Origin of the sequence: Mesorhizobium sp. WSM4884 (assembly GCF_029625675.1) — a bacterium.
In the GTDB taxonomy this organism is placed as follows: domain Bacteria; phylum Pseudomonadota; class Alphaproteobacteria; order Rhizobiales; family Rhizobiaceae; genus Mesorhizobium.
Genome location: NZ_JARTVO010000003.1, coordinates 283,603 through 303,161, shown reverse-complemented (window position 1 = coordinate 303,161; position 19,559 = coordinate 283,603). Strand labels below are relative to the sequence as shown.

Annotated in this window: 16 protein-coding genes and 1 pseudogene; 7 read left to right on the top strand and 10 right to left on the bottom strand. The window is 63.9% G+C overall.

Annotated features, from left to right (window positions below):
• Positions 1-19: 19 nt before the first annotated feature.
• The 4 genes and pseudogenes from P9236_RS06710 to P9236_RS06695 form a co-directional block, all read right to left on the bottom strand.
• A complete protein-coding gene (locus P9236_RS06710; protein ID WP_278073818.1) occupies positions 20-1,129 on the bottom strand; it encodes an ABC transporter ATP-binding protein in 1,110 nt (369 codons plus the stop codon).
• Positions 1,129-2,004 (bottom strand): annotated as a pseudogene (locus P9236_RS06705) (carbohydrate ABC transporter permease); the annotation flags it as partial. The gene P9236_RS06710 and the pseudogene P9236_RS06705, both read right to left, overlap by 1 nt.
• A 67-nt stretch (positions 2,005-2,071) precedes the next feature.
• Positions 2,072-2,965 carry a sugar ABC transporter permease gene (locus P9236_RS06700; protein WP_278073816.1) on the bottom strand — a complete coding sequence of 298 codons (894 nt, stop codon included), beginning with the start codon at positions 2,963-2,965 and terminating at the stop codon, positions 2,072-2,074.
• 85 nt (positions 2,966-3,050) lie between these two features.
• Positions 3,051-4,289, bottom strand: a complete 1,239-nt coding sequence (locus P9236_RS06695; RefSeq protein ID WP_278073815.1) for an ABC transporter substrate-binding protein — start codon at positions 4,287-4,289, stop codon at positions 3,051-3,053.
• 385 nt (positions 4,290-4,674) lie between these two features.
• Between P9236_RS06695 and P9236_RS06690 the strand changes: the two genes are divergently transcribed.
• Positions 4,675-5,718, top strand: a complete 1,044-nt coding sequence (locus P9236_RS06690; RefSeq protein ID WP_278073814.1) for a LacI family transcriptional regulator — start codon at positions 4,675-4,677, stop codon at positions 5,716-5,718.
• Between the two features lie 111 nt (positions 5,719-5,829).
• On the opposite strand, the gene gndA is transcribed toward P9236_RS06690, so the two are convergent.
• The 6 genes from gndA to P9236_RS06660 all read right to left on the bottom strand — a co-directional run bounded on the left by gndA (position 5,830) and on the right by P9236_RS06660 (position 11,599).
• Positions 5,830-7,254 (bottom strand): NADP-dependent phosphogluconate dehydrogenase, encoded by a 1,425-nt coding sequence (gndA, locus tag P9236_RS06685; protein ID WP_278073813.1) that lies wholly within the window; start codon positions 7,252-7,254, stop codon positions 5,830-5,832.
• 100 nt (positions 7,255-7,354) lie between these two features.
• On the bottom strand, positions 7,355-8,989 hold the full coding sequence (locus P9236_RS06680; RefSeq protein WP_278073812.1) for a copper resistance CopC/CopD family protein: 1,635 nt from the start codon (positions 8,987-8,989) through the stop codon (positions 7,355-7,357).
• 51 nt (positions 8,990-9,040) lie between these two features.
• Positions 9,041-9,559, bottom strand: coding sequence for a YcnI family protein (locus P9236_RS06675; protein WP_278073811.1), 519 nt, complete (start codon positions 9,557-9,559; stop codon positions 9,041-9,043).
• A gap of 35 nt (positions 9,560-9,594) precedes the next feature.
• Positions 9,595-10,122, bottom strand: a complete 528-nt coding sequence (locus tag P9236_RS06670; RefSeq protein WP_278073810.1) for a copper chaperone PCu(A)C — start codon at positions 10,120-10,122, stop codon at positions 9,595-9,597.
• Between the two features lie 98 nt (positions 10,123-10,220).
• Positions 10,221-10,568 carry a DUF2946 family protein gene (locus P9236_RS06665; protein WP_278073809.1) on the bottom strand — a complete coding sequence of 116 codons (348 nt, stop codon included), beginning with the start codon at positions 10,566-10,568 and terminating at the stop codon, positions 10,221-10,223.
• Between the two features lie 128 nt (positions 10,569-10,696).
• On the bottom strand, positions 10,697-11,599 hold the full coding sequence (locus P9236_RS06660; protein ID WP_278073808.1) for a GntR family transcriptional regulator: 903 nt from the start codon (positions 11,597-11,599) through the stop codon (positions 10,697-10,699).
• A 253-nt stretch (positions 11,600-11,852) separates the two neighbouring features.
• Between P9236_RS06660 and P9236_RS06655 the strand changes: the two genes are divergently transcribed.
• The 6 genes from P9236_RS06655 (at position 11,853) to P9236_RS06630 (ending at position 19,508) form a co-directional block, all read left to right on the top strand.
• On the top strand, positions 11,853-13,358 hold the full coding sequence (locus tag P9236_RS06655) for an altronate dehydratase family protein (protein ID WP_278073807.1): 1,506 nt from the start codon (positions 11,853-11,855) through the stop codon (positions 13,356-13,358).
• Positions 13,359-13,467: 109 nt separating this feature from the next.
• Positions 13,468-14,466, top strand: coding sequence for an aldo/keto reductase (locus P9236_RS06650; protein WP_278073806.1), 999 nt, complete (start codon positions 13,468-13,470; stop codon positions 14,464-14,466).
• 180 nt (positions 14,467-14,646) lie between these two features.
• Complete coding sequence (locus tag P9236_RS06645; RefSeq protein WP_278073805.1) at positions 14,647-15,642, top strand: ABC transporter substrate-binding protein; 996 nt, start codon at positions 14,647-14,649, stop codon at positions 15,640-15,642.
• 261 nt (positions 15,643-15,903) lie between these two features.
• The gene (locus tag P9236_RS06640) at positions 15,904-17,457 is read left to right on the top strand and encodes a sugar ABC transporter ATP-binding protein (RefSeq protein WP_278073804.1); all 1,554 of its coding nucleotides are present in this window, start codon (positions 15,904-15,906) and stop codon (positions 17,455-17,457) included.
• On the top strand, positions 17,454-18,419 hold the full coding sequence (locus P9236_RS06635; protein WP_278073803.1) for an ABC transporter permease: 966 nt from the start codon (positions 17,454-17,456) through the stop codon (positions 18,417-18,419). The genes P9236_RS06640 and P9236_RS06635 overlap by 4 nt, the downstream gene beginning before the upstream one ends.
• A gap of 69 nt (positions 18,420-18,488) precedes the next feature.
• The gene (locus tag P9236_RS06630; RefSeq protein ID WP_278073802.1) at positions 18,489-19,508 is read left to right on the top strand and encodes a zinc-binding alcohol dehydrogenase family protein; all 1,020 of its coding nucleotides are present in this window, start codon (positions 18,489-18,491) and stop codon (positions 19,506-19,508) included.
• Positions 19,509-19,559: the final 51 nt, after the last annotated feature.

Below are 19,559 nucleotides of genomic sequence, written 5' to 3'. Positions count from 1 at the left end.
TGGGGATGATTTTTTCGGGTTAAAGGCGGCTGTCGGTCTCGGCGTCGAACAGCGAAGCGCGCGCCGGATCGAAGCCGATGCGGATCGCATCGCCGTTGCGCAGCGTCTTGTCCGCTTCGACGCGGAACGAGAGGATCTGGCCGCCGAGCTTGGTCCAAACCAGCGTGTCGGAGCCCATCGGATCGACGATCTCGACCGTTGACTCGGCGGTGAAGGGCATCGCCTTGGCCGCGTCTCCGAGGGCAATGTGCTCGGGCCGGATGCCGAAAACGCAGGGCTTGCCGGCACGGCCGTTGTCGCCATCGAACTGATAGCGCCCGAGCGGCACGGAAACACCATCGGCCTTGAACAGGGGAGCATCGCCCGCCTGCAACTCCCCTTTGAGGAAATTCATCGCCGGCGAGCCGAGAAAGCCGGCGACGAAACGGTTGACCGGGCGGTTGTAGATCGTCTGCGGCGCATCGAGCTGCTGGATCACGCCGCCCTTCATCACCGCGATGCGGTCGGCCAGCGTCATCGCCTCGATCTGGTCATGGGTGACGTAGATCATCGTGTTCTGCAGCCTGCGATGCAGAAGCTTGATCTCGACGCGCAGCTCAGAGCGCAGCTTGGCGTCGAGGTTGGAGAGCGGCTCGTCGAACAGGAAGACGTCGACGTCGCGCACCAGCGCCCGCCCGATCGCCACGCGCTGGCGCTGGCCGCCGGAAAGCGCCGACGGCTTGCGCTGCAGAAGCGGTTCGATCTGCAGGATCTCGGCCGCGCGTGCGATGCGCTTGGCGATCTCCTCCTTCGGCACGCCGGCCACGCGCAGGCCGAAGGACAGGTTCTTCTCCACCGTCATCTGCGGGTAGAGTGCGTAGGACTGGAACACCATGCCGATGCCGCGGTCTTTAGGCTCCTCCCAGGTGACGTTCTTGCCCTTGATGAAGATGCGGCCTTCCGAAATGTCGAGCAGGCCGGCTATGCAGTTGAGCAAGGTCGACTTGCCGCAGCCCGACGGCCCGAGCAGCACGATGAACTCGCCCTCGGCGACGTCCAAGTTGAGCGTCTTCAGCACCGACATGACGCCGAAATTTAGCGACAGGTCCTGGATCGAAACGCTGGGATTGGCGATTGCTGCTGCCATCATCATCCTTTCACCGCGCCAGCGGCGATGCCGCGCACGAAGAGCTTGCCGGAAACGAAATAGACGATGAGCGGCACGAGGCCGGTCAGGATGGTCGCGGCCATGTTGACGTTGTATTCCTTCACGCCCTGCACCGAGTTGACAATGTTGTTGAGCTGCACCGTCATCGGATAGGTGTCGGGGCGGGTGTAGACGACGCCAAACAGGAAGTCGTTCCAGATGCCGGTCACCTGCAGGATAATGGCGACGACGAAGATCGGCATCGACATCGGCAGCATGATGCGTAGATAGATGCCCCAGAACCCGGCGCCGTCGACGCGCGCGGCCCTGAACAGCTCCTCCGGCATCGACGTGAAATAGTTGCGGAACAGAAGCGTCAGGATCGGCATGCCGAAGATCGAATGCACGATCACCAGGCCGGTGAGCGTGCCGTAGATGCCGATCTCGCGCAGGATGATGACGATCGGATAGATCATCACCTGATAGGGGATGAAGGCGCCGACGATCAGGATAATGAAGAAGCTGTCGGCGCCCTTGAAGCGCCAGTTGGCCAAAGCATAACCGTTCACCGAAGCGATCGCGATCGACAGCAGCACCGACGGCACGGTGATGCGCACCGAATTCCAGAAGCCGCGCGAGAGCCCGTCGCAATTAAGCCCGGTGCAGGCGGTCGCCCACGCCTTTACCCAAGGCTCGAAGGTGATCTCCAGCGGCGGCGAGAAGATGTTGCCGAGGCGGATTTCCGGCATGCCTTTCAGCGACGTGACGACCATCACGTAAAGCGGCAGCAGATAATAGAGCGCCACGACGATCAGCGTGCCGTAGAGGAAGATGTTGCGGCGCGACAGCACGTGTCGCGGCTTCGTTCCGCTCGGCCCCAATGTATCGGGCAACGGAGCCTCGCGCCGGAGGGCGTCCGCCTTGACGGGGATGGAAGCCGCAATCTCAGCCATGCTTCTTGCCTCCGAATTCGAGATAGGCCCATGGCACGATCACGATGACCACCGAGAGCAGCATCATGGTCGAGGCGGCAAAACCCTGGCCGAGATTCTGGGCGAAGAACATGTAGTCGTAGACGTATTTCGCCGGCACTTCGGAGGCGATGCCGGGGCCGCCGCTGGTCTGGGCAACCACGAGGTCGTAGACCTTGACGATGCCCGCTGCGATGATCACCAGCGTGGTGATGAAGACCGGTCGCATCATCGGGATGACGATGAAGAGATAGGTCTTCCACATCGGGATGCCGTCGACCCGCGCGGCCTTCCAGATGTCCTCGTCGATGCCGCGCAGGCCGGCGAGCATCAGGCACATGATCAGCCCCGTGCCTTGCCACAGTGCTGCGATCGAAATGCCGTAGATGACAATGCTGGAATTGTAGAGCGGATCGAAGCTGAAGCTCGTCCAGCCGAGGTCGCGCACGACGCGCTGGACGCCGAAGTCCGGATTGAGCAGCCACTGCCAGACGAGGCCGGTGACGATGAAGGAAAGCGCGAAGGGATAGAGGAAGATGGTGCGGAACGTGTCCTCGAAGCGGATCTTCTGGTCGAGCAGCGCCGCCAGGATGAAGCCGATGACCAGCGAAAACACCAGCGAGATGGCGCCGTAGATCAGAAGATTCTCGATCGAGACCAGCCAGCGCGGCGTCGCCCACAGCCGGTAATATTGGTCGAGCCCGACGAAACTCAGCCGTGGCAGCAGCTTCGAATTGGTGAAGGAATAGAGCACCGTCCAGGCCGTGCCGCCGACGAAGACCACCAGCGCGGTCAGGATCATCGGGATCGACGCGACCTTGGCATTGAGATTGCGGAAAAGCTGGTTGGGGCGTTCGCTGTTGCTCATCTCGGCAGCCGCGCGGGGACAATGAGGACATCTCGCTCCCGACCCCGGATAAGCAGGGGCCGGGAGCTGGCGGGGGCGCCGTCGATCAGTCGGCCGAAGCGATGATGTCGGCGAAGCGCTTCTGCGCCTCTTCGAGCGTCATGTCGGGCTTGGCGAAGAATTCGGAGAACAGATCCTCCTTCTGCTTCTGGCTGTCCTGCGAGAGCAACTGGTCCGTCCACGGGATGACGGCGCCCTTGGCGAGGATGGCGAGACCCTTCTTCATGCAGTCGTTCGCCGTGTTGAGGTCGACGTCGCCGCGCACCGGCAGCGAGCCTTTCTTGAGATTGAAGGCGACCTGCGTCTTCGGATCGAGCAGCGTCTCGGCCAGGACTTCCTGTGCCTTGGCCTTGTCCGCATCCTTGAGCAGTGGGAAGTAGAAGGCGTCGCCGCCGGTCGCGATGACCTCGTTCAACCCGAGGCCGGGCAGGCAGGTATAGTCCTTGCCGGCGGTCTTGCCGGCGACCTGGAACTCGCCCTGCGCCCAGTCGCCCATGATCTGGCCGCCTGCCTTGCCGGTGATGACGAGGTTGGTCGCCTGGTTCCAGTCCTGCACGTTGGTGTTCTTGGCCATCTTGCGCGCGTCGTCGGCGGCCTTGAACACTTTGGCGATCTCGGGGCCGCCGGCGAATTTGGCGTCCTTTTCCTTGTAGACCTTGAGGAAGGCGTCGGTGCCGCCGACCGCAGCGAGCAGCACGTCGAAGGCGCCCGATGCCTGCCAGGGCTGACCGCCGACGGCGAGCGGGATGATGCCGGCCTTTTCCAGCGCCGGCGCAGCGGCCACAAACTCGTTCCAGTCCTTAGGCAGCGGCACGCCTGCCTTCTGGAAGGCCTCGTTCGACAGCCAAAGCCACTGCCAGGAATGGATATTGACCGGCACGCAATAGATCTTGCCGTCGATGGTGCAGCTATCGAGCAGGCTCTTAGGCCGCACGATTTCCGTCCACTTGTCCTTGGTGGCGAGATCGGTGAGGTCGCGCATCAGCCCGGCCTGGACAAGCTCCTCGGCCTGGCGACCGTGATTGAATTGGGTGGCGCCCATCGGGTCGCCGCCGGTGATGCGGCTGATCATGATCGGCCGCGCCGTGCCGCCGGAGCCGGCGATGGCGCCATCGACCCAGTGATTGCCGGTCGCGTCGAAGGCCTTGGCGAGTTCAGCCACCGCCGCCGCCTCGCCGCCCGAAGTCCACCAATGGGTGACTTCGAGGTCGGTCGCGGCCGCCGGTCCGGCGAAGTTGAGCGCGACCGTCGCGGCGAACGCGGCAGTCAGGAATTTGTATCGCATTTCGGTTTCCTCCCAGAATCTGAAACGTTACAGATTTTCGATACGGCAAATGACCGGCATAGGCAACCCCTCGAATGAACTTCGTCCAAAATTTTTTCGAGTCGCGAACAAAATCCTTCTGCTGGAAGCGCTCGGCAGTGCCAAGCTCAACCGAATGATGCCAAAACCCGCAGGAAACTGAGATTTCTTTGCGATTCCAGTGGCTTTCGGCTCACTTCCTCACCACTGGCGGTGAAGATCGCGCTCAACCGCCTGGTCTGGGGAGTTGGCAATCTGTAACGTTTCAGTATATTGAATCGCGTCACGGGCTGAAAGCCGCGCAAATGTCGACGCGAAGGATTGCCGGTCAGCCTCGCGGCTGCTATGCGCCTGATGGGCGGGACGAATGGACAGACGAACCAAGGACAAGGACGGCGACACGTCGGCCAGGGAACGGCCGACGCTGAAGACGCTCGCCTTCATGACCGGGCTCGGCGTCACCACCGTCTCGCGCGCGCTGAAGGATGCGCCCGAAATCGGCGCCGAAACCAGGCGCCGCGTCCAGCTCGTCGCCAAGCAGATCGGCTATCGTCCCAACCGCGCCGGGGTGAGGCTGAGAACCGGCAAGACCAACGTTATCAGCCTGGTGCTCAACACCGAGCACGAGCTGATGAGCTTCGTCTCCGACATCATCTATGGCGTCACCGAGGCGATCGCCGACACGCCCTATCACCTGATCGTCACGCCCTATTCGCGCTCGCAGGATCCATTGGATCCGGTCCGCTACCTGGTGGAGACGGGCTCCGCCGACGGCGTCATCATTTCGCGCACGCAGCCCAACGATCCGCGGGCCCGCTACATGCTGGAGCGCGGCATTCCCTTCGCCACGCATGGCCGCACCGACATGGGGCTGGTGCATCCCTATCACGACTTCGACAACTACGCCTTCGCCGGCGAAGCGGTGCGGCATCTGGCCGGCATGGGCCGACGCCGGCTCGCTTTGCTGACGCCACCCATCGGCCTGACCTATCGCGGCCACACTGTGGACGGTTTCACCGATGCGCTGAGCGAAGTCGGCGTCAGCGAAGTGCCGTTCAACACCGTCACGATCGATCATTCGATCGAGCAGATCAGGATGCGGACCGCGCAGCTGATGCGGCGCGAGGATCGGCCGGACGGCTTCGTCAGCAGCGCCGCTGCGGCGACGCTCGCCATCGTCGCCGGCATCGAGGATGCCGGCCTGAAGCTCGGCCGCGACGTCGACGTGGTTTCGAAACAGTCGTCGGAACTGCTGCATCTGTTCCGGCGCGAACTGCTGGTGGTCAACGAGAATTTCCGGCTCGCCGGCTCCGAGCTCGCACGCGCGGTGCTCGGCTGGATCGGCGGCGCCGACCCCGGATCGCTGCAGTCGCTCAGCACGCCGGGCGAGGTCTTGCCTTTTCGAGGTTAGTGCTGGTTGCCGGTCAAGGAGGACCCTCTGCTCGACGCCGGAGATTGGCCAAGGCCACGCGGCTTCGTCATCAACTCTGAGGAATGCCCGACGACTTGACGCGACCTGGGCCTAAGCAGCCCCGCTGCCCCACGGCCCGTGGAACGCACCCTGCTCGCCGATCCGCTCGAAGCCATGCGCGCCGAAGAAATCGCGCTGTGCCTGGATCAGGTTCGAGGTGCCCCGGCCTTGACGGTAGCTGTCGAAATAGGCGAGCGCCGAGGACAGCGCCGGCACCGGCGAGCCGGTCTCCGAGGCTCTCGCAACGATCCGCCTGAGCGACGGATGCGCTTCCTTCATCATGGCGATGAAGGCCGGCGCCATCAGAAGGTTGGTGGAGGCGCCGCCCGAGCCGAAGGCCTCCGCCATCATGTCCAGCATCTGCGAGCGGATGATGCAGCCGGCGCGCCAGATCTTGGCGATGGTCGGCATCGGCAGGTTCCAGTTGAACTCTCTTGAGGCGCCGCTCATCACCGCGAAACCTTGCGCGTAAGCCGCGATCTTGCCGGCGAACAGCGCCAGCTCGAGATCCTTCAAAAGAGCCGCCTTGTCGCCGGAAATCTTCTCGACGCCGATATTGCCATAGGCCTTTTCCGCCGCCTGCCGCTCGTCCTTGATCGACGACAGCACGCGCGCCGCCACGGCCGCTTCGATCGCCGTCGCCGGAATGCCAAGCTGCTGCGCCTCGATGACCGACCATTTGCCGGTGCCTTTCTGGCCGGCGCGGTCGAGGATGACGTCGACCACCGGCTTGCCTGTCTTCGGATCGTCGGCCGCCAGAACCTTGGCGGTGATCTCGATCAGGTAGGAGTTGAGCCGGCCCTTGTTCCAGTCTTCGAAGACCTTGCCGATTTCCTTCGGTCCCATGGAGAGGCCGTCGCGCAGGATGCCGTAGATCTCGGCGATCATCTGCATGTCGGCATATTCGATGCCGTTATGGATGGTCTTGACGAAATGCCCGGCGCCATCGGTTCCGAGCCAGGCGGCGCACGGCTCGTCCTTGAATTTCGCGGAGATCGCCGTCAGCACCTTCTCGACGCGCTTCCAGGACTCTTCCGTGCCGCCGACCATGATCGACGGCCCATGGCGCGCACCCTCCTCGCCGCCGGAGACGCCCATGCCGATGAAGGTCAGACCCGAGCCAGACAGCTCGGAGAAGCGCCGCATCGTATCGCGGAAATTGGCGTTGCCGGCATCGATGACGATGTCGTTGTCGGAAAGCACGCCGCGAAGCGCCGCGATCTGCTCGTCGACCGGCTTGCCGGCCAGCACCATGATGATGATCGGCCGAGGCGGTCGGATCGCCGCGGCAAGTTCCTCCAGGCTGTAGCAAGGGACGACCCTGTCCTTCAGTGGACCGGCGCTCTCGAGGAAGGTGTCGGTGCGCGATGGGGTGCGGTTGAAGACGGCGATGCGGTGCCCATGCTCGGCGATGTTGAGCGCCAGGTTGGAACCCATCGTGCCAAGGCCGATCAGGCCGATTTCGGCTTTTTCCATCGTTTCTTCCCTGCTTTCGAATGCTTTTGTTGGAGGCCGCGTTTTGCAAAGGATGATTGACGGGCCTTCGCGACCGCGTCAACCGCCTCGCCGAATAGTGTCACTCCGCTCTGATGTCGATCGGCGCCTCGATCTTCACCATCTCGAAATCCGAAACGAGAATGTCGAGCCGGGCGTTCCAGCGGCCCGGCAGCGGTATGACGAGATTGTCGACCCGCCAGGTGCCGTCGCCGGGTTTGGTCGCCGGCCGCCTGATCGGCTCGATGCCGGAGTCCGGCTTGGACAGCACCAGAGTTACCTCCTTGGCGTCGAGCGGCCCGAAATCGCCGGTCATGATGACCATGGAAGCGGCGACCTGACCGGCGTGGCCGGGTATGATGCTGAGATCGGCCATCGCCTGCAGCGTATGGATATGGACCGATACCGGCTGCGCGGCGGCGATCGCCAGCGCGCGCGGCGGCGGCGTGAAGCGCCAGCCGGCGGCGACGCCGAAGATGGCGAGCACGATCAGCGTCTCGATGCCGATCGAACGCACCAGTCGCCGCTGCACTTCCGTGTCGCCCGCCTCGGCTGGCGCGGTGAGCGTCCAGCGGTTGACCGAGGCGAGCGTGAACAGGAACAGCAGCAAGGCAAGCTTCAAGAGCAGCAGGCGGCCGTAGGCTGTGTTGATCAGCGCCGCCGGCTCCTGCACCTGGATGATCGCCAGCACAACGCCGCTTGCGGCAAGCACGGCAACGACAGGCAGGATCGCACGCGAGAACCGGCGTAGGAAAACCTTCGCCTCCGCCGGCTGGTATCGCAAGGCAAGGCCGAGCGGCGCCAGCGCGCCCGCCCAAAATGCGATGGCCGCGCCGTGCAGGAATACCAGCGACCGCGTCAGCCATTGCGGCTCGGCGGCGCTTGCATGGCCGCTGGCGGAAAGTGCCGTGCCCACGCCGACGAGCCCGGCAAGCGCAAGCAGCTTGCGGCAAGCTCGGGGCCCGGCGAGAGACAGCAGCGCGAAGCCAAGCGCGATCAGGGCGACGAGAACCGTCCAGCCGAAACTGGTTTCAATCGCGGTCGTCCAGACGATCGGCGCTGCAAACCGTGCGAGCGGCGCCCCGAGCGCGTCCAGCCCTTGAAAGCCGAGCGAAGTCGGGGCGGCAGCCAGTCCACAGAGCAGAGCGCCTGTGACGAAACGCCGGCCGCAGCGGCGGCTTTCGGCCAGCCAGGCGAGCGAGAAGGCGCCGCCGGCGCCGAGAAACAGGCCGACATAGAGGAAGAGCTTGCCGATCCAGATCGCCGTGCGCAGCGACCAGTCGACGGTTTCGCCGACAACAGGCGCCGCACTCGGCGCGCCGACGGAAAACAGCGCCGAGCCGCCGACCGGATGGCCGTCCTCCGAAATCACCCGCCAACTCAGCACATGTGTGCCGGATTTGAGCGTCTCGGGATTGTCGATCTCGACGGTTCGGTCCGTGAGGCGAAAGGAGGTCAGGGCAAGCCGCGTGCCGTCCGGCCGCACAATAGTAAGGACCAACGGCGAGACCGGCTCGCTGAAGGTCAGCGAGAAACGGGCGGGGCTCTGCATCAACACCGTGCCGTCGGCCGGATCGGTCGCGACAAGCGCCGCATGCGCGAAGGCGCGGCCAGGCAGCACCAGCGCCAGCATCAGCACGAAAGCCGCGATCAGGCCGCCGGTGACTTGCCTGATGCGGCTGCCGCTCAGGCGGACTGGGTAAGATGCTGCGTTCATGCGGTCTTTCGAGAGGCGATGGCGCGCCCGAGCGGGCACGCCATCAAAGGATCATTTCTTCGGCAGCAATTTGATGCCGGGCGCCGGATTTTCCAAAGCATCCTCATCCTGGCCTGCCGCCGGAATTTCGATCCAGCGAGCCGCGGCATCGCCGCATTCCTGCACGACCGGGAAATAGAGCATCTGGCCGGCAGGCAGATCGGCAGCCAATGAGGCGCGGAAAACGAACTCGTCATAGAATTCGTCCAGCAGGTTGCCGCCGCTCCAGTCGACTTCCTTGACGCCGGTGGTCAGCGTCTCGCCATAGAGCTGATACGATTTCTCGTACCTGCCCTTCTTGGTCTGCAGCGTCCAGCCTGGCTTCGGCATCGGCTTCACCGAAATGACGCCTTCCGGGATCTGCACCCGCACCGCCGTCGTCGCCTTGCCTTCGCAGCCATGCGGCACGCGCAGAACGGCTTTGTAGGTCGAGCCGACAGCCGCTTCCTGCGTTTCCAGCGTGATGTGGGCGAGCGCGGCGGTCGTGCCGAGCGTCAGGAACGCGCCGGCCGCCAAAAGATACTTCTTCATGAATTATCCCTCTGATTTCTGGTGCGGGCGGGCGATCAATCGGCGTGCTCGTCCATCTCCGTCTCGCCCATGCCTTCGACGAGGAACTCGACCTTGACGCTGCCGGCCTTCTCGAAGGTCAGCGTCGCAGGGAACTTTTCGCCTTGCTTGGGCTGTCGTTTGAGGCCGATGAACATCAGGTGATAGCTGCCGGGCTTGAGTGCGACCTTGCCGCCGGCCGGGATTTCGAGGCCGCCGGTGACCGGCCGCATGGTCATGACGCCGTCCTTGACGCCCATTTCATGCAGTTCGGCCTTGTCGGAGATGTCGGAGGAAATCGACAGCAGCCGGTCCGGCGCACTGCCTTTGTTGGTCACGGTGAAATAGCCGCCGGCCACCTTGGCGCCGGGCGGCGTCGCGCGCGACCAGGGATGCCCGATTTCGAGATCGCCGGCCTTGAATTCATGCGCGAGGGCGCCGGGAATGCAGGCGAACAGGAAAAGGAGGGCGATCACTGCGAGGCCGAGGTGTTCGAAGCCACGCGGATGGGCCTGTGCGCGCGCTGCTGGAAAAGAATTGGACATGGTTGCTCCATGGCTATGAGATCGCGCCGGCGTCCGGTCGCGAGCAGTCTGATCTTGGATGAATGCACCCGCGAAAGGTTCCGCAGGGAGTCGTGCCGTCAGATCGTAGCCGGCGGCGCGCGCGGATTGGCCGGCGACCGGTCGCGGGCGAAATCGAGATGTCTGAAAGCCGGGGGCGGGAAAGCGACCGCTTCGAATGCCGAGGTCCTGGCAAGCGCGCCACTGTCCGGCGGCGGCAGATGCGCCGACGAAACCATGCTGCAGCCGAGCGAACAGCAGGCCGGCATATGCTGCTGGTGCGGATCGTCGCCGGGAAGCTTGACCGCCCCGTCATGTGTGCAGATGACGTTGCCGAAGGCATCGAGCTGCGAAGGCGCGCCGAAGGCGAAGGCGCCGAGCGCCGACTGGAGCAACAGCAACAGCGCCGCGACCAACGCGGCCGGCATGCTCCATCGTCTCAGCCGGATATCCAACGGTTTGCCTCTTCCAAGCAAGTTGGCGGACCCTAACACGGCGCCGGCGGCTGGAAAATCGGCAAAACCAGGCTGCGGCAACGCGGCGCGATACGCCAGACTCAGGCGAGCTGCGCCTGCCGCCCTTCTGGAATGGAACTCAGCAGCGTCTGGCGCGCCGACTTCAGATGCTTGCGGCAGGCGGCGTCGACCTTTGCGGGATCGCGGGATTTCAGCGCCGCGACATAGGCCAGATGCTCCTGGACAGCGACCTCGTTACGCTCGCGTTCCTGCGCCTTGTTCCACTGATAGTGGTAATGGAAGATCATCGCGATCACATCGTAGAAATCGACGATGAAGCGGTTGTGCGAGGCGCGATGGATCAGCCGGTGGAAGCGCTCGTCGAGCTCGGAGAATTCATTGAAGCGCGTTGCGATTTCGCGGGCCAGCTGGCGATGTTCTTCCTCGAGCCTGTCCAGGTCCGCCCAAACTGCGCTCTCCTCCGGCAGCGCGACGAAGGCCGCCGCCGAGCGCAATTCGAACATCTCGCGGATTTCGGTCAGCTCCAGCGCGAAGGCGCGGGTGAAGCCTTTCAGCACCCAATGGCTGTTGCGCCGCTTCTCGATCAGGCCGAAGCGCGAGAAGCGAATCAGGAATTCGCGCACGCTGGTGGTGCCGACGCCGATCTCGCGCGCGAGCTCCAGTTCGTTGATCTGCATGCCGGCCTCGGCGCCCTCGGCAAGCAGCCGGCGCATGAAGGAACGCTCGATGATCTCGGCCAGCGAGTCGGTCTCCTCCTCGGGGAAGAAATCTTCCGGCCGCGGCGACCTCAGCACCGTCTTGTTGCGCTTGTTCCAGGCGATCAGCCCCGTTTCCTCCATGCGTGAGAGGATGCTGCGCACCGTGGTGCGGCTGACGCCGAGCAGCGTTCCAAGCTCCGGCTCCGACGGCAGGCTCTTGGTTTCGTCGAGCAGCCTCAGGCCGCGGTTGAAGGCGTCCTTGTAGACGTTGTTGCTCTTCGACATGCCCCGTATCCCCCAACGCTTGCGGCGGCCCGCCGGAAGCGCGATATGATCGGTGTTCCTAGCGCAAGCCTCCGAAAAGCGGAACGGCTTTCGCCGGCTTGCCGGACGAGCAATTGCGCACCGAAAGAACGCGCGCCGCTCGCGGTGAAAAAACAATTGACGCAAAAATGTTTTTTCACGATAAAAGACATTATCCTCAAATGGGCGTATGTCAATCCGCCCACATTCCCAGGTTTACCCAGGACAGCCGCCCGTGAACGCCGCAACCACCATTCTGCTTTCCCCCGCCGACAATGTCGCGGTCGCCAATGGCCGCATCGAGATCGGTGCTGCATTGCCAGGCGGCGCGGTCGCGACTGCCGCGATCGACCCGGGGCACAAGGTGGCGATCAAGACGATCGCGGCCGGCGAAGCGGTGGTGAAATACGCGCAGGCGATCGGCCGCGCCACACAGGACATCGCGCCGGGGGAGCACGTCCATTCGCACAATCTGGTGTTCGAGAGCGGCCGCCTGCCGGTGGTGCCGCCGAGCGAGGCCGAGCACGCCACCGAGGCCGACCGCAAGCGCACCTTCATGGGCTATCGCCGCGCCGATGGTCGCGCCGGCACGCGCAACTTCATCGGCATCATCGCCAGCGTCAATTGTTCGTCCACCGTCTGCCATGCGATCGCCGACGAGGCCAACCGCACGCTGCTGCCAAAATATCCCGGCATCGACGGCTTCGTGCCGATCGTGCACGGCCAGGGCTGCGGCATGAGCTCCACCGGCGACGGAATGATGGTTCTGCACCGCACGCTCGCCGGCTATGCCCGCCATCCGAATTTCGGCGGCGTGCTGATGGTCGGGCTGGGCTGCGAGGTCAACCAGCTCACGCTTTACGGCCAGAAGGGCGTCGCCGCGGGAAAACGGCACTTCAACATCCAGGAGGCCGGCGGTTCGCGCAAATCCGTCGAAAGGGCCATGGGCGTGCTGGCCGAGATCGCCGAGGAAGTCGGCCAGTTGCAGCGCGAGCCGATCCCGGTCAGCGAGATCGTGGTCGGCCTGCAATGCGGCGGCTCGGATGGCATGTCCGGCATCACCGCCAATCCGGCGCTGGGTGCCGCCGTCGATATCCTCGCCGGCTGCGGCGGCATCGGCATCCTGTCGGAGACCACCGAGATCTACGGCGCCGAGCATCTGCTTGCCTACCGCGCCGCCTCGCCCGAGATCGCCGCCAAGCTCGACAGCTACGTCAAATGGTGGGAAGACCATACCGCCAAGCACGGCGCCTCGATCGACAACAACCCCTCGCCCGGCAACAAGCGCGGCGGGCTCACCACCATCCTCGAAAAGTCGTTGGGCGCCGTCGCCAAGGGCGGTCAGACGTCGCTCAACGGTGTCTTCGGCTATGCCGAGAAGGTCTCGGGCAGCGGCTTGGTGTTCATGGACACGCCCGGCTACGACCCGGTTTCGGCCACCGGCCAGGTTGCCGGCGGCGCCAATGTCATCGTCTTCACCACAGGCCGCGGTTCCTGCTTCGGCTGCCGGCCGACGCCGTCGATCAAAGTCGCCACCAACTCGACGATGTACCACCAGATGGAAGAGGACATGGACGTCAATTGCGGCGTCATCGCTTCCGGCGAGAAGACGATCGCCGGCATGGGCCGCGAGATCTTCGAGCTGATCATCGAGACGGCGTCCGGCCGCAAGACCAAGAGCGAGGCGTTCGGCTACGGCGACAACGAGTTCGTGCCCTGGCATCTCGGCGCGACGCTCTAACTATTTGTTTTTACGCAATTCCGGACGGAAAAACCGCTACACACTTTTCCTGGAATTGCTCTAGGCATTGTCAAAATAACGGCCGGTCGAACGGCAAGGGGAGGCTTTGATGAACAAACGCCGGATCGGCACGACCGCGCTCGAAGTCACCGAAATCAGCTTCGGCGGCGCGGCGATCGGCGGCCTCTACCGCGCCTGTCCGCGCGAGGCCGCCATGGCAACGCTGGAGACGGCGTGGAATGCCGGGCTGCGTTATTTCGACACCGCGCCCTTCTACGGCTTTGGCCTTTCCGAGCGCCGGACCGGCGACTTCCTGCGCGACAAGTCCCGCTCGTCCTATGTACTTTCGACCAAGGTTGGCCGCCTGTTCCGTCCGGTGCCGGAAGATCAGGTTCCCGACCACTCCTATGTCGATCCGCTGCCTTTCGCGCTCGATTACGACTATTCCTATGACGGCATCATGCGCTCGGTCGATTTCTCCTACGCGCGGCTCGGCCTCAACAAGATCGACATCCTGTTCGTCCACGACATCGGCGTCTACACGCATGGCGAAGAGGCAACGAAGATCCATTTCCGCCAGTTGATGGATGGCGGGCTGAAGGCGCTGGAGGAACTGAAATCGTCCGGCACGATCTCCGCCTACGGTCTCGGCGTCAACGAGGTCCGGATATGTCTCGACGTGCTCCGCCGCGCACCGCTCGACTGCATCCTGCTGGCCAGCCGCTACTCGCTGCTCGACCGCAGCGCCGAGGCCGAATTGCTGCCGCTCTGCCGCGAGCGGCGGACCTCGCTGATCATCGGCGGCGTCTTCAACTCCGGCATCCTGGCGACCGGCCCGGTCGAGGGCGCGCATTTCGATTACCTGCCAGCCACCAAGGATATTCTCGACCGGGTCGGCGCGATGCAGCAGATCGCCTCCAAAGGCGGCTATCCACTGGCCGCGGCAGCGTTCCAATTTCCGCTGCACGAGCCGGTCGTGGCTTCGGTGCTGACCGGCACGGCCAAGCCCGCCAATCTGACGCGCAACCTGGAGCTGCTCGACACCAAGGTACCAGCGGCCGAATTCGCCAAATACGATCCCTATACGATCATCCAGCGGCTTGGCTGAGATGCCGGTGTCATGCTCCAGCCCGTATCACGCAATCGGCACCAAACAGTGCTTGCATAGACCGTACCATTGCACTATCAAAACACGGCAAATGTTTTTTATTGATAAAGTTCCGTTTGGTTCTCGCCTATCCAGATGGAGCTTCCGCAACCTTCACCAGGCGACATAGGGAGGAACCTAATGAAATTTGTGACCAGCCTTCTCAACCGCCGCGCCTTCGTGGCACTGGCCGCCGCCTCGATGCTCGCCGGCGCGATGCATTCGGCCCCCGCCTCGGCGGCCGACGTGACCATCCCGATCATCGTCAAGGACACCACCTCCTTCTACTGGCAGATCGTGCTGGCCGGCGCCCGCAAGGCCGGTAAGGACCTCGGCATCAACGTGCCGGAGCTCGGCGCCCAGGCCGAGACTGACGTCAACGGCCAGATCTCGATCCTCGAGAACGCCGTCGCCGGCAACCCGGCTGCGGTCGTGATCGCGCCGACCGAGGCCAAGGCGCTCGGCAAGCCGATCGACGAGGCCGCCTCCAAGGTCAAGGTCATCGGCATCGACTCCAGCGCCGAATCCAAGGCCTTCACCTCCTTCCTGACCACCGACAATGTTCAGGGCGGCCGCGTCGCGGCTGACGGCCTCGCCGCCGCGATCGGCGCCGCCAATGGCGGCAAGGTCGAGGGCAAGGTCGCGCTGATCACTGCGCTGCCGGGCGCCGGTTCGCTCGAGCAGCGCGCGCAAGGCTTCAAGGAGCAGCTCAAGGCCAAATATCCCGGCCTTCAGCTCGTCGCCGACAAATATGCCGACGGCCAGGCCACCACCGGCCTCAACATCGCGACCGACCTGATCACCGCCAATCCCGACCTCAAGGGTATCTTTGCATCCAACCTGATCATGGCGCAGGGCGTCGGCCAGGCCATCGCCGAGAACAGCCTTGCCGGCAAGGTGGCGCTGATCGGCTTCGACAGCGACGAGAAGCTGATCAAGTTCCTCAATGACGGCGTCATCTCCGGCCTCGTCGTCCAGGATCCATACCGGATGGGTTACGACGGCATCAAGACCGCTTTGGCCGCCTCGAAAGGCGAGAAGGTCGAGGCCAATGTCGATACCGGCGCCAATCTCGTCACCAAGGACAACATGAAGGATCCGAAGATCGACGCGCTGCTCAACCCGAAGCTCAACTGAGCGGCATCGCGACAATCGTTTCCGGGGCCTCGACGCCCCGGAAACATCCGCCGCGGAAAGGCTTGGAAATCCGCCGGCTTGCTACGGAGCAATTCCAGGAACAGTGCGAAGCGGTTTTCCGTCCGGAATTGCGTGAGACCAAACTCCTAAAGCGGGTCGGCATTTCATTGGAAGCTGAACCGCTTTAGGCTCACCGTCAAGATGCGCTCGAAGACGCATCGCTGCGTACCCACCGGTTGAGATCAATCTGGGAGGATTGTCATGACGTCGACGGCGCAGGAACTGCACCCCGCACCAACGCTGGAGCCCGGCAGGACGATCCTCGAACTCAAGGGCCTCGAGAAGCGCTATCCCGGCACCCATGCGCTAAAGCCGGTGAACCTTGCCTTCAAGGCGGCCGAGATCCACGCCATCGTCGGCGAGAACGGCGCCGGCAAATCGACGCTCATCAAGCTGCTCACCGGCGTCATGCCGCGCACCTCCGGCGAGGTGATCTGGGAGGGCAAGCCTGAAGCGCTCGCCACGCCGCACGAGGCGATGGCGCTCGGCATCAATGCCGTTCACCAGGAGGTGGTGCTCTGCCGCCATCTTACCGTCGCCGCCAACATGTTCCTCGGCGAGGAGAATTCGCGCTTCGGTCTCCTGCAGCAGCGCGCCATGGTGAAGGAAGCGCAGAAGATCATCGACGGGCTGGGCTTCGATTTGCCGGCGCATGTCGTGCTCGGCGACCTCACCATCGGCCAGCAGCAGCTGATCGCCGCCGCCCGCGCCACGGTGCGCGGCACCAAGTTCCTGATTTTCGACGAGCCGACCGCCTATCTCACCCGCAAGGAAGCCGACCAGCTGTTCAAGCTGATCCGCCGGCTGAAGGGTGAAGGCGTCACCATCATCTATATCAGCCATCGGATGGAGGAGGTATTCGAGCTTGCCGACCGCGTCTCGGTGCTGCGCGACGGCACGCTCGTCGGCACCCGCAACATCGCCGAGACCAACGAGCCGGAATTGGTCAAGCTGATGATCAACCGCTCGATCGAGCAGATCTACCACAAGGAGCACTTCACGCCTGGCGCGACGATCGTCGAGACGAAGAACCTCTCGGGCAAGGGCTTCGAGAATATCTCGGTAACCGTCCGCGCCGGCGAGATCGTCGGCCTCTACGGGCTGATCGGCGCCGGCCGCAGCGAGTTCGTAACCACGCTCTATGGCCGCCACAGGAAGTCTGCCGGCCAGATCCTGTGGCAAGGCAAGGAGGTGCAGGTCAATTCCGAACACGATGCGATCCGGCTCGGCATGGCCCTCGCTCCCGAAAGCCGTCGCGATCAGGGCTTGTGCCTCAACCTGCCGGTCGGCATGAACCTCAACCTGCCGATCTACAAGCGCATTTCGAGCAATCTTCTGATCTCCGGCTCGCGCGAGAAGGCCGAGGCCGAGCGCCAGATCACGGATCTCCGCATCAAGACGCCGACGCGTCATGCGCTCGCCTCCAGCCTGTCGGGCGGCAACCAGCAGAAGATCGTCATCGGCAAATGGCTGGCGCATGGCGCCAAGCTGTTCATCTTCGACGAACCGACAGTCGGCGTCGATGTCGGCACCAAGGCCGAGATCTACCGGCTGTTCTCGACGCTGCTGTCGAAGGGCGCCGGCATCATCCTGATCTCGTCCTATCTGCCGGAAGTCTATGAGCTCGCCGACACGCTGCATGTGTTCCGGCGCGGCAAGCTGGTCGCCACGCATGGCTTCCACACCGCCAGCCACGAGGACATTTTGGGTCAAGCACTGGCCGAGAAACAAGAAAAGTCGGGAGGACAAAAATGAGCACCGAGGCGATCCCCGCCGAAAAACCCAAGCGCAATTTCAACGCCCTGTTCGGGCTGACGCTGCTTGGCCTTCTGCTGCTGATGTGGATCGTGCTGGCGGTCGCCACGCCGTCCTTCGCCACGGCGCTCAACATCACCAACCTTCTGCGCCAGGGCTCGCTGATCGCCATCCTCGCCGTCGGCCAGACCTTCGTCATCATTACCGGCGGCATCGACCTTTCGGTCGGCGCGGTGGTCGGCTTCACCACCGTCGTCGTCGCGCTTCTGATCAATGCCGGCTGGCCGATCTGGGCGGCGGTGCTGATCACCTTGCTGGTCGGCGTCGCCATCGGCCTCTTCCACGGCTTCGGCATCGTCAAGATGGGCCTGCCGCCCTTCATCATCACCCTCGCCACCATGACCTCGCTGCGCGGCATAGGCTTGCTGATGACCAACGGCAATTCGATCTCGATCAACAGCGACCCGTTCCAGGCCTTCTCGCGCGGCTCGCTGCTCGGCATCCCCTATCTGTTCTGGATGGTGATCCTGGTCGCGATACCGTCTTACGTCTTCCTGCATCACACGCGCTGGGGCCGCTACTTGTTCTCGGTCGGCTCCAACGCCGAGGCCGCGCGCCTTTCCGGCGTGAATGTGCCGCGCACCATCTTCATGGCCTATATCCTGTCCGGTCTGCTTGCGTCCTTCGTCGGCGTGCTGCTCGCCTCGCGCATCGGCATCGGTAACCCGACGCAGGGCGACACCTATGAACTGCAGGCGATCGCCTCGTCGGTGATCGGCGGCACCTCGCTGTTCGGCGCCATCGGTTCGGTGCACGGGCCGCTGATCGGCTCCTTCATCCTTTCGACGATCAACAACGGCGCCAACCTGCTCAACGTCAACACCTTCTGGCAGCGCGTCATCACCGGCATGCTGATCATCGTCATCGTCTACTTCGACGGCCTGCGCCGTCGCGGCAAATAACCGTCCCTGAAATGGCGCACCGGCCTCGATCGACCGAGGCCGGCGCTCTCGCAAGTACTGGATCAGCGCATGAAAGCCGTCGTCTGCCGCTCGCCCGGCGACCTTGTCCTCGAAGACCGTACGGAACCCGGTGCGCCGCCGCCCGGCTGGGCGCGGGTCGCCGTCAGCCATGTCGGCATCTGCGGCACCGACTACCACATTTTCGAAGGCAAGCACCCTTTCCTCGCCTACCCGCGCATCATGGGCCACGAGGTCTCGGGCACGGTCGTCGAGAGGGGTGAAAACGTCGACCTTTCCGTGGGCGAGCCGGTGATCATCAATCCCTATCTCGCCTGCGGCGAATGCATCGCTTGTCGCCAGGGCAAGCCGAATTGCTGCGTCAGCATCGAGGTGCTCGGCGTGCATCGCGACGGCGCCATGTGCGACGAGATCCTGGTGCCGGCGCAGAACCTTTACCCAGCGAACGGCCTGTCGCTGGCCGATGCGGCGGCGGTCGAATTCCTGGCGATCGGCGCGCACGCCGTGCGGCGCTCGCATGCCGTGCCCGGCCAGCGCACTCTGGTCATCGGCGCCGGGCCGATCGGCCTCGGCACGGCGCTGTTTGCCCGCATCGCCGGGCTCGACGTCAACCTGCTCGACATGAGCACCGAGCGGCTCGGCTTCGCCGAAAGCGAGCTCGGCTTTGCGGCACTCGACGGCTCGAAGGCGCAGGCGACCGAACTGGTGCGGCAGGCGACCGGCGGTGAAGGTTTCGACCTTGTGTTCGACGCCACCGGCAACACGCAATCGGTGCAGTCGGCCTTCGCCCATGTCGCGCATGGCGGCACGCTGGTGCTGGTCAGCGTCGTCAAGGACGACATCACCTTCTCCGACCCCGAATTCCACAAACGCGAGATGACGCTGGTCGGCAGCCGCAACGCCTTGCATGCCGATTTCGACCATGTCGCCGCCTCGATCCGGGACGGCGCCGTGCCGCTCGCCAAGCTCGTCACCCATCGCACGACCCTTGCCGGCACGCCGCGCGATCTCGCGCGATGGGCGCATGAGAAGTCGGGGCTGATCAAGGCGGTCATCGAGGTCGGATCATAACATGACGGGTGGTGAACCCGGACCGAATTGACGGCGCGCCGCGTCGGTCGG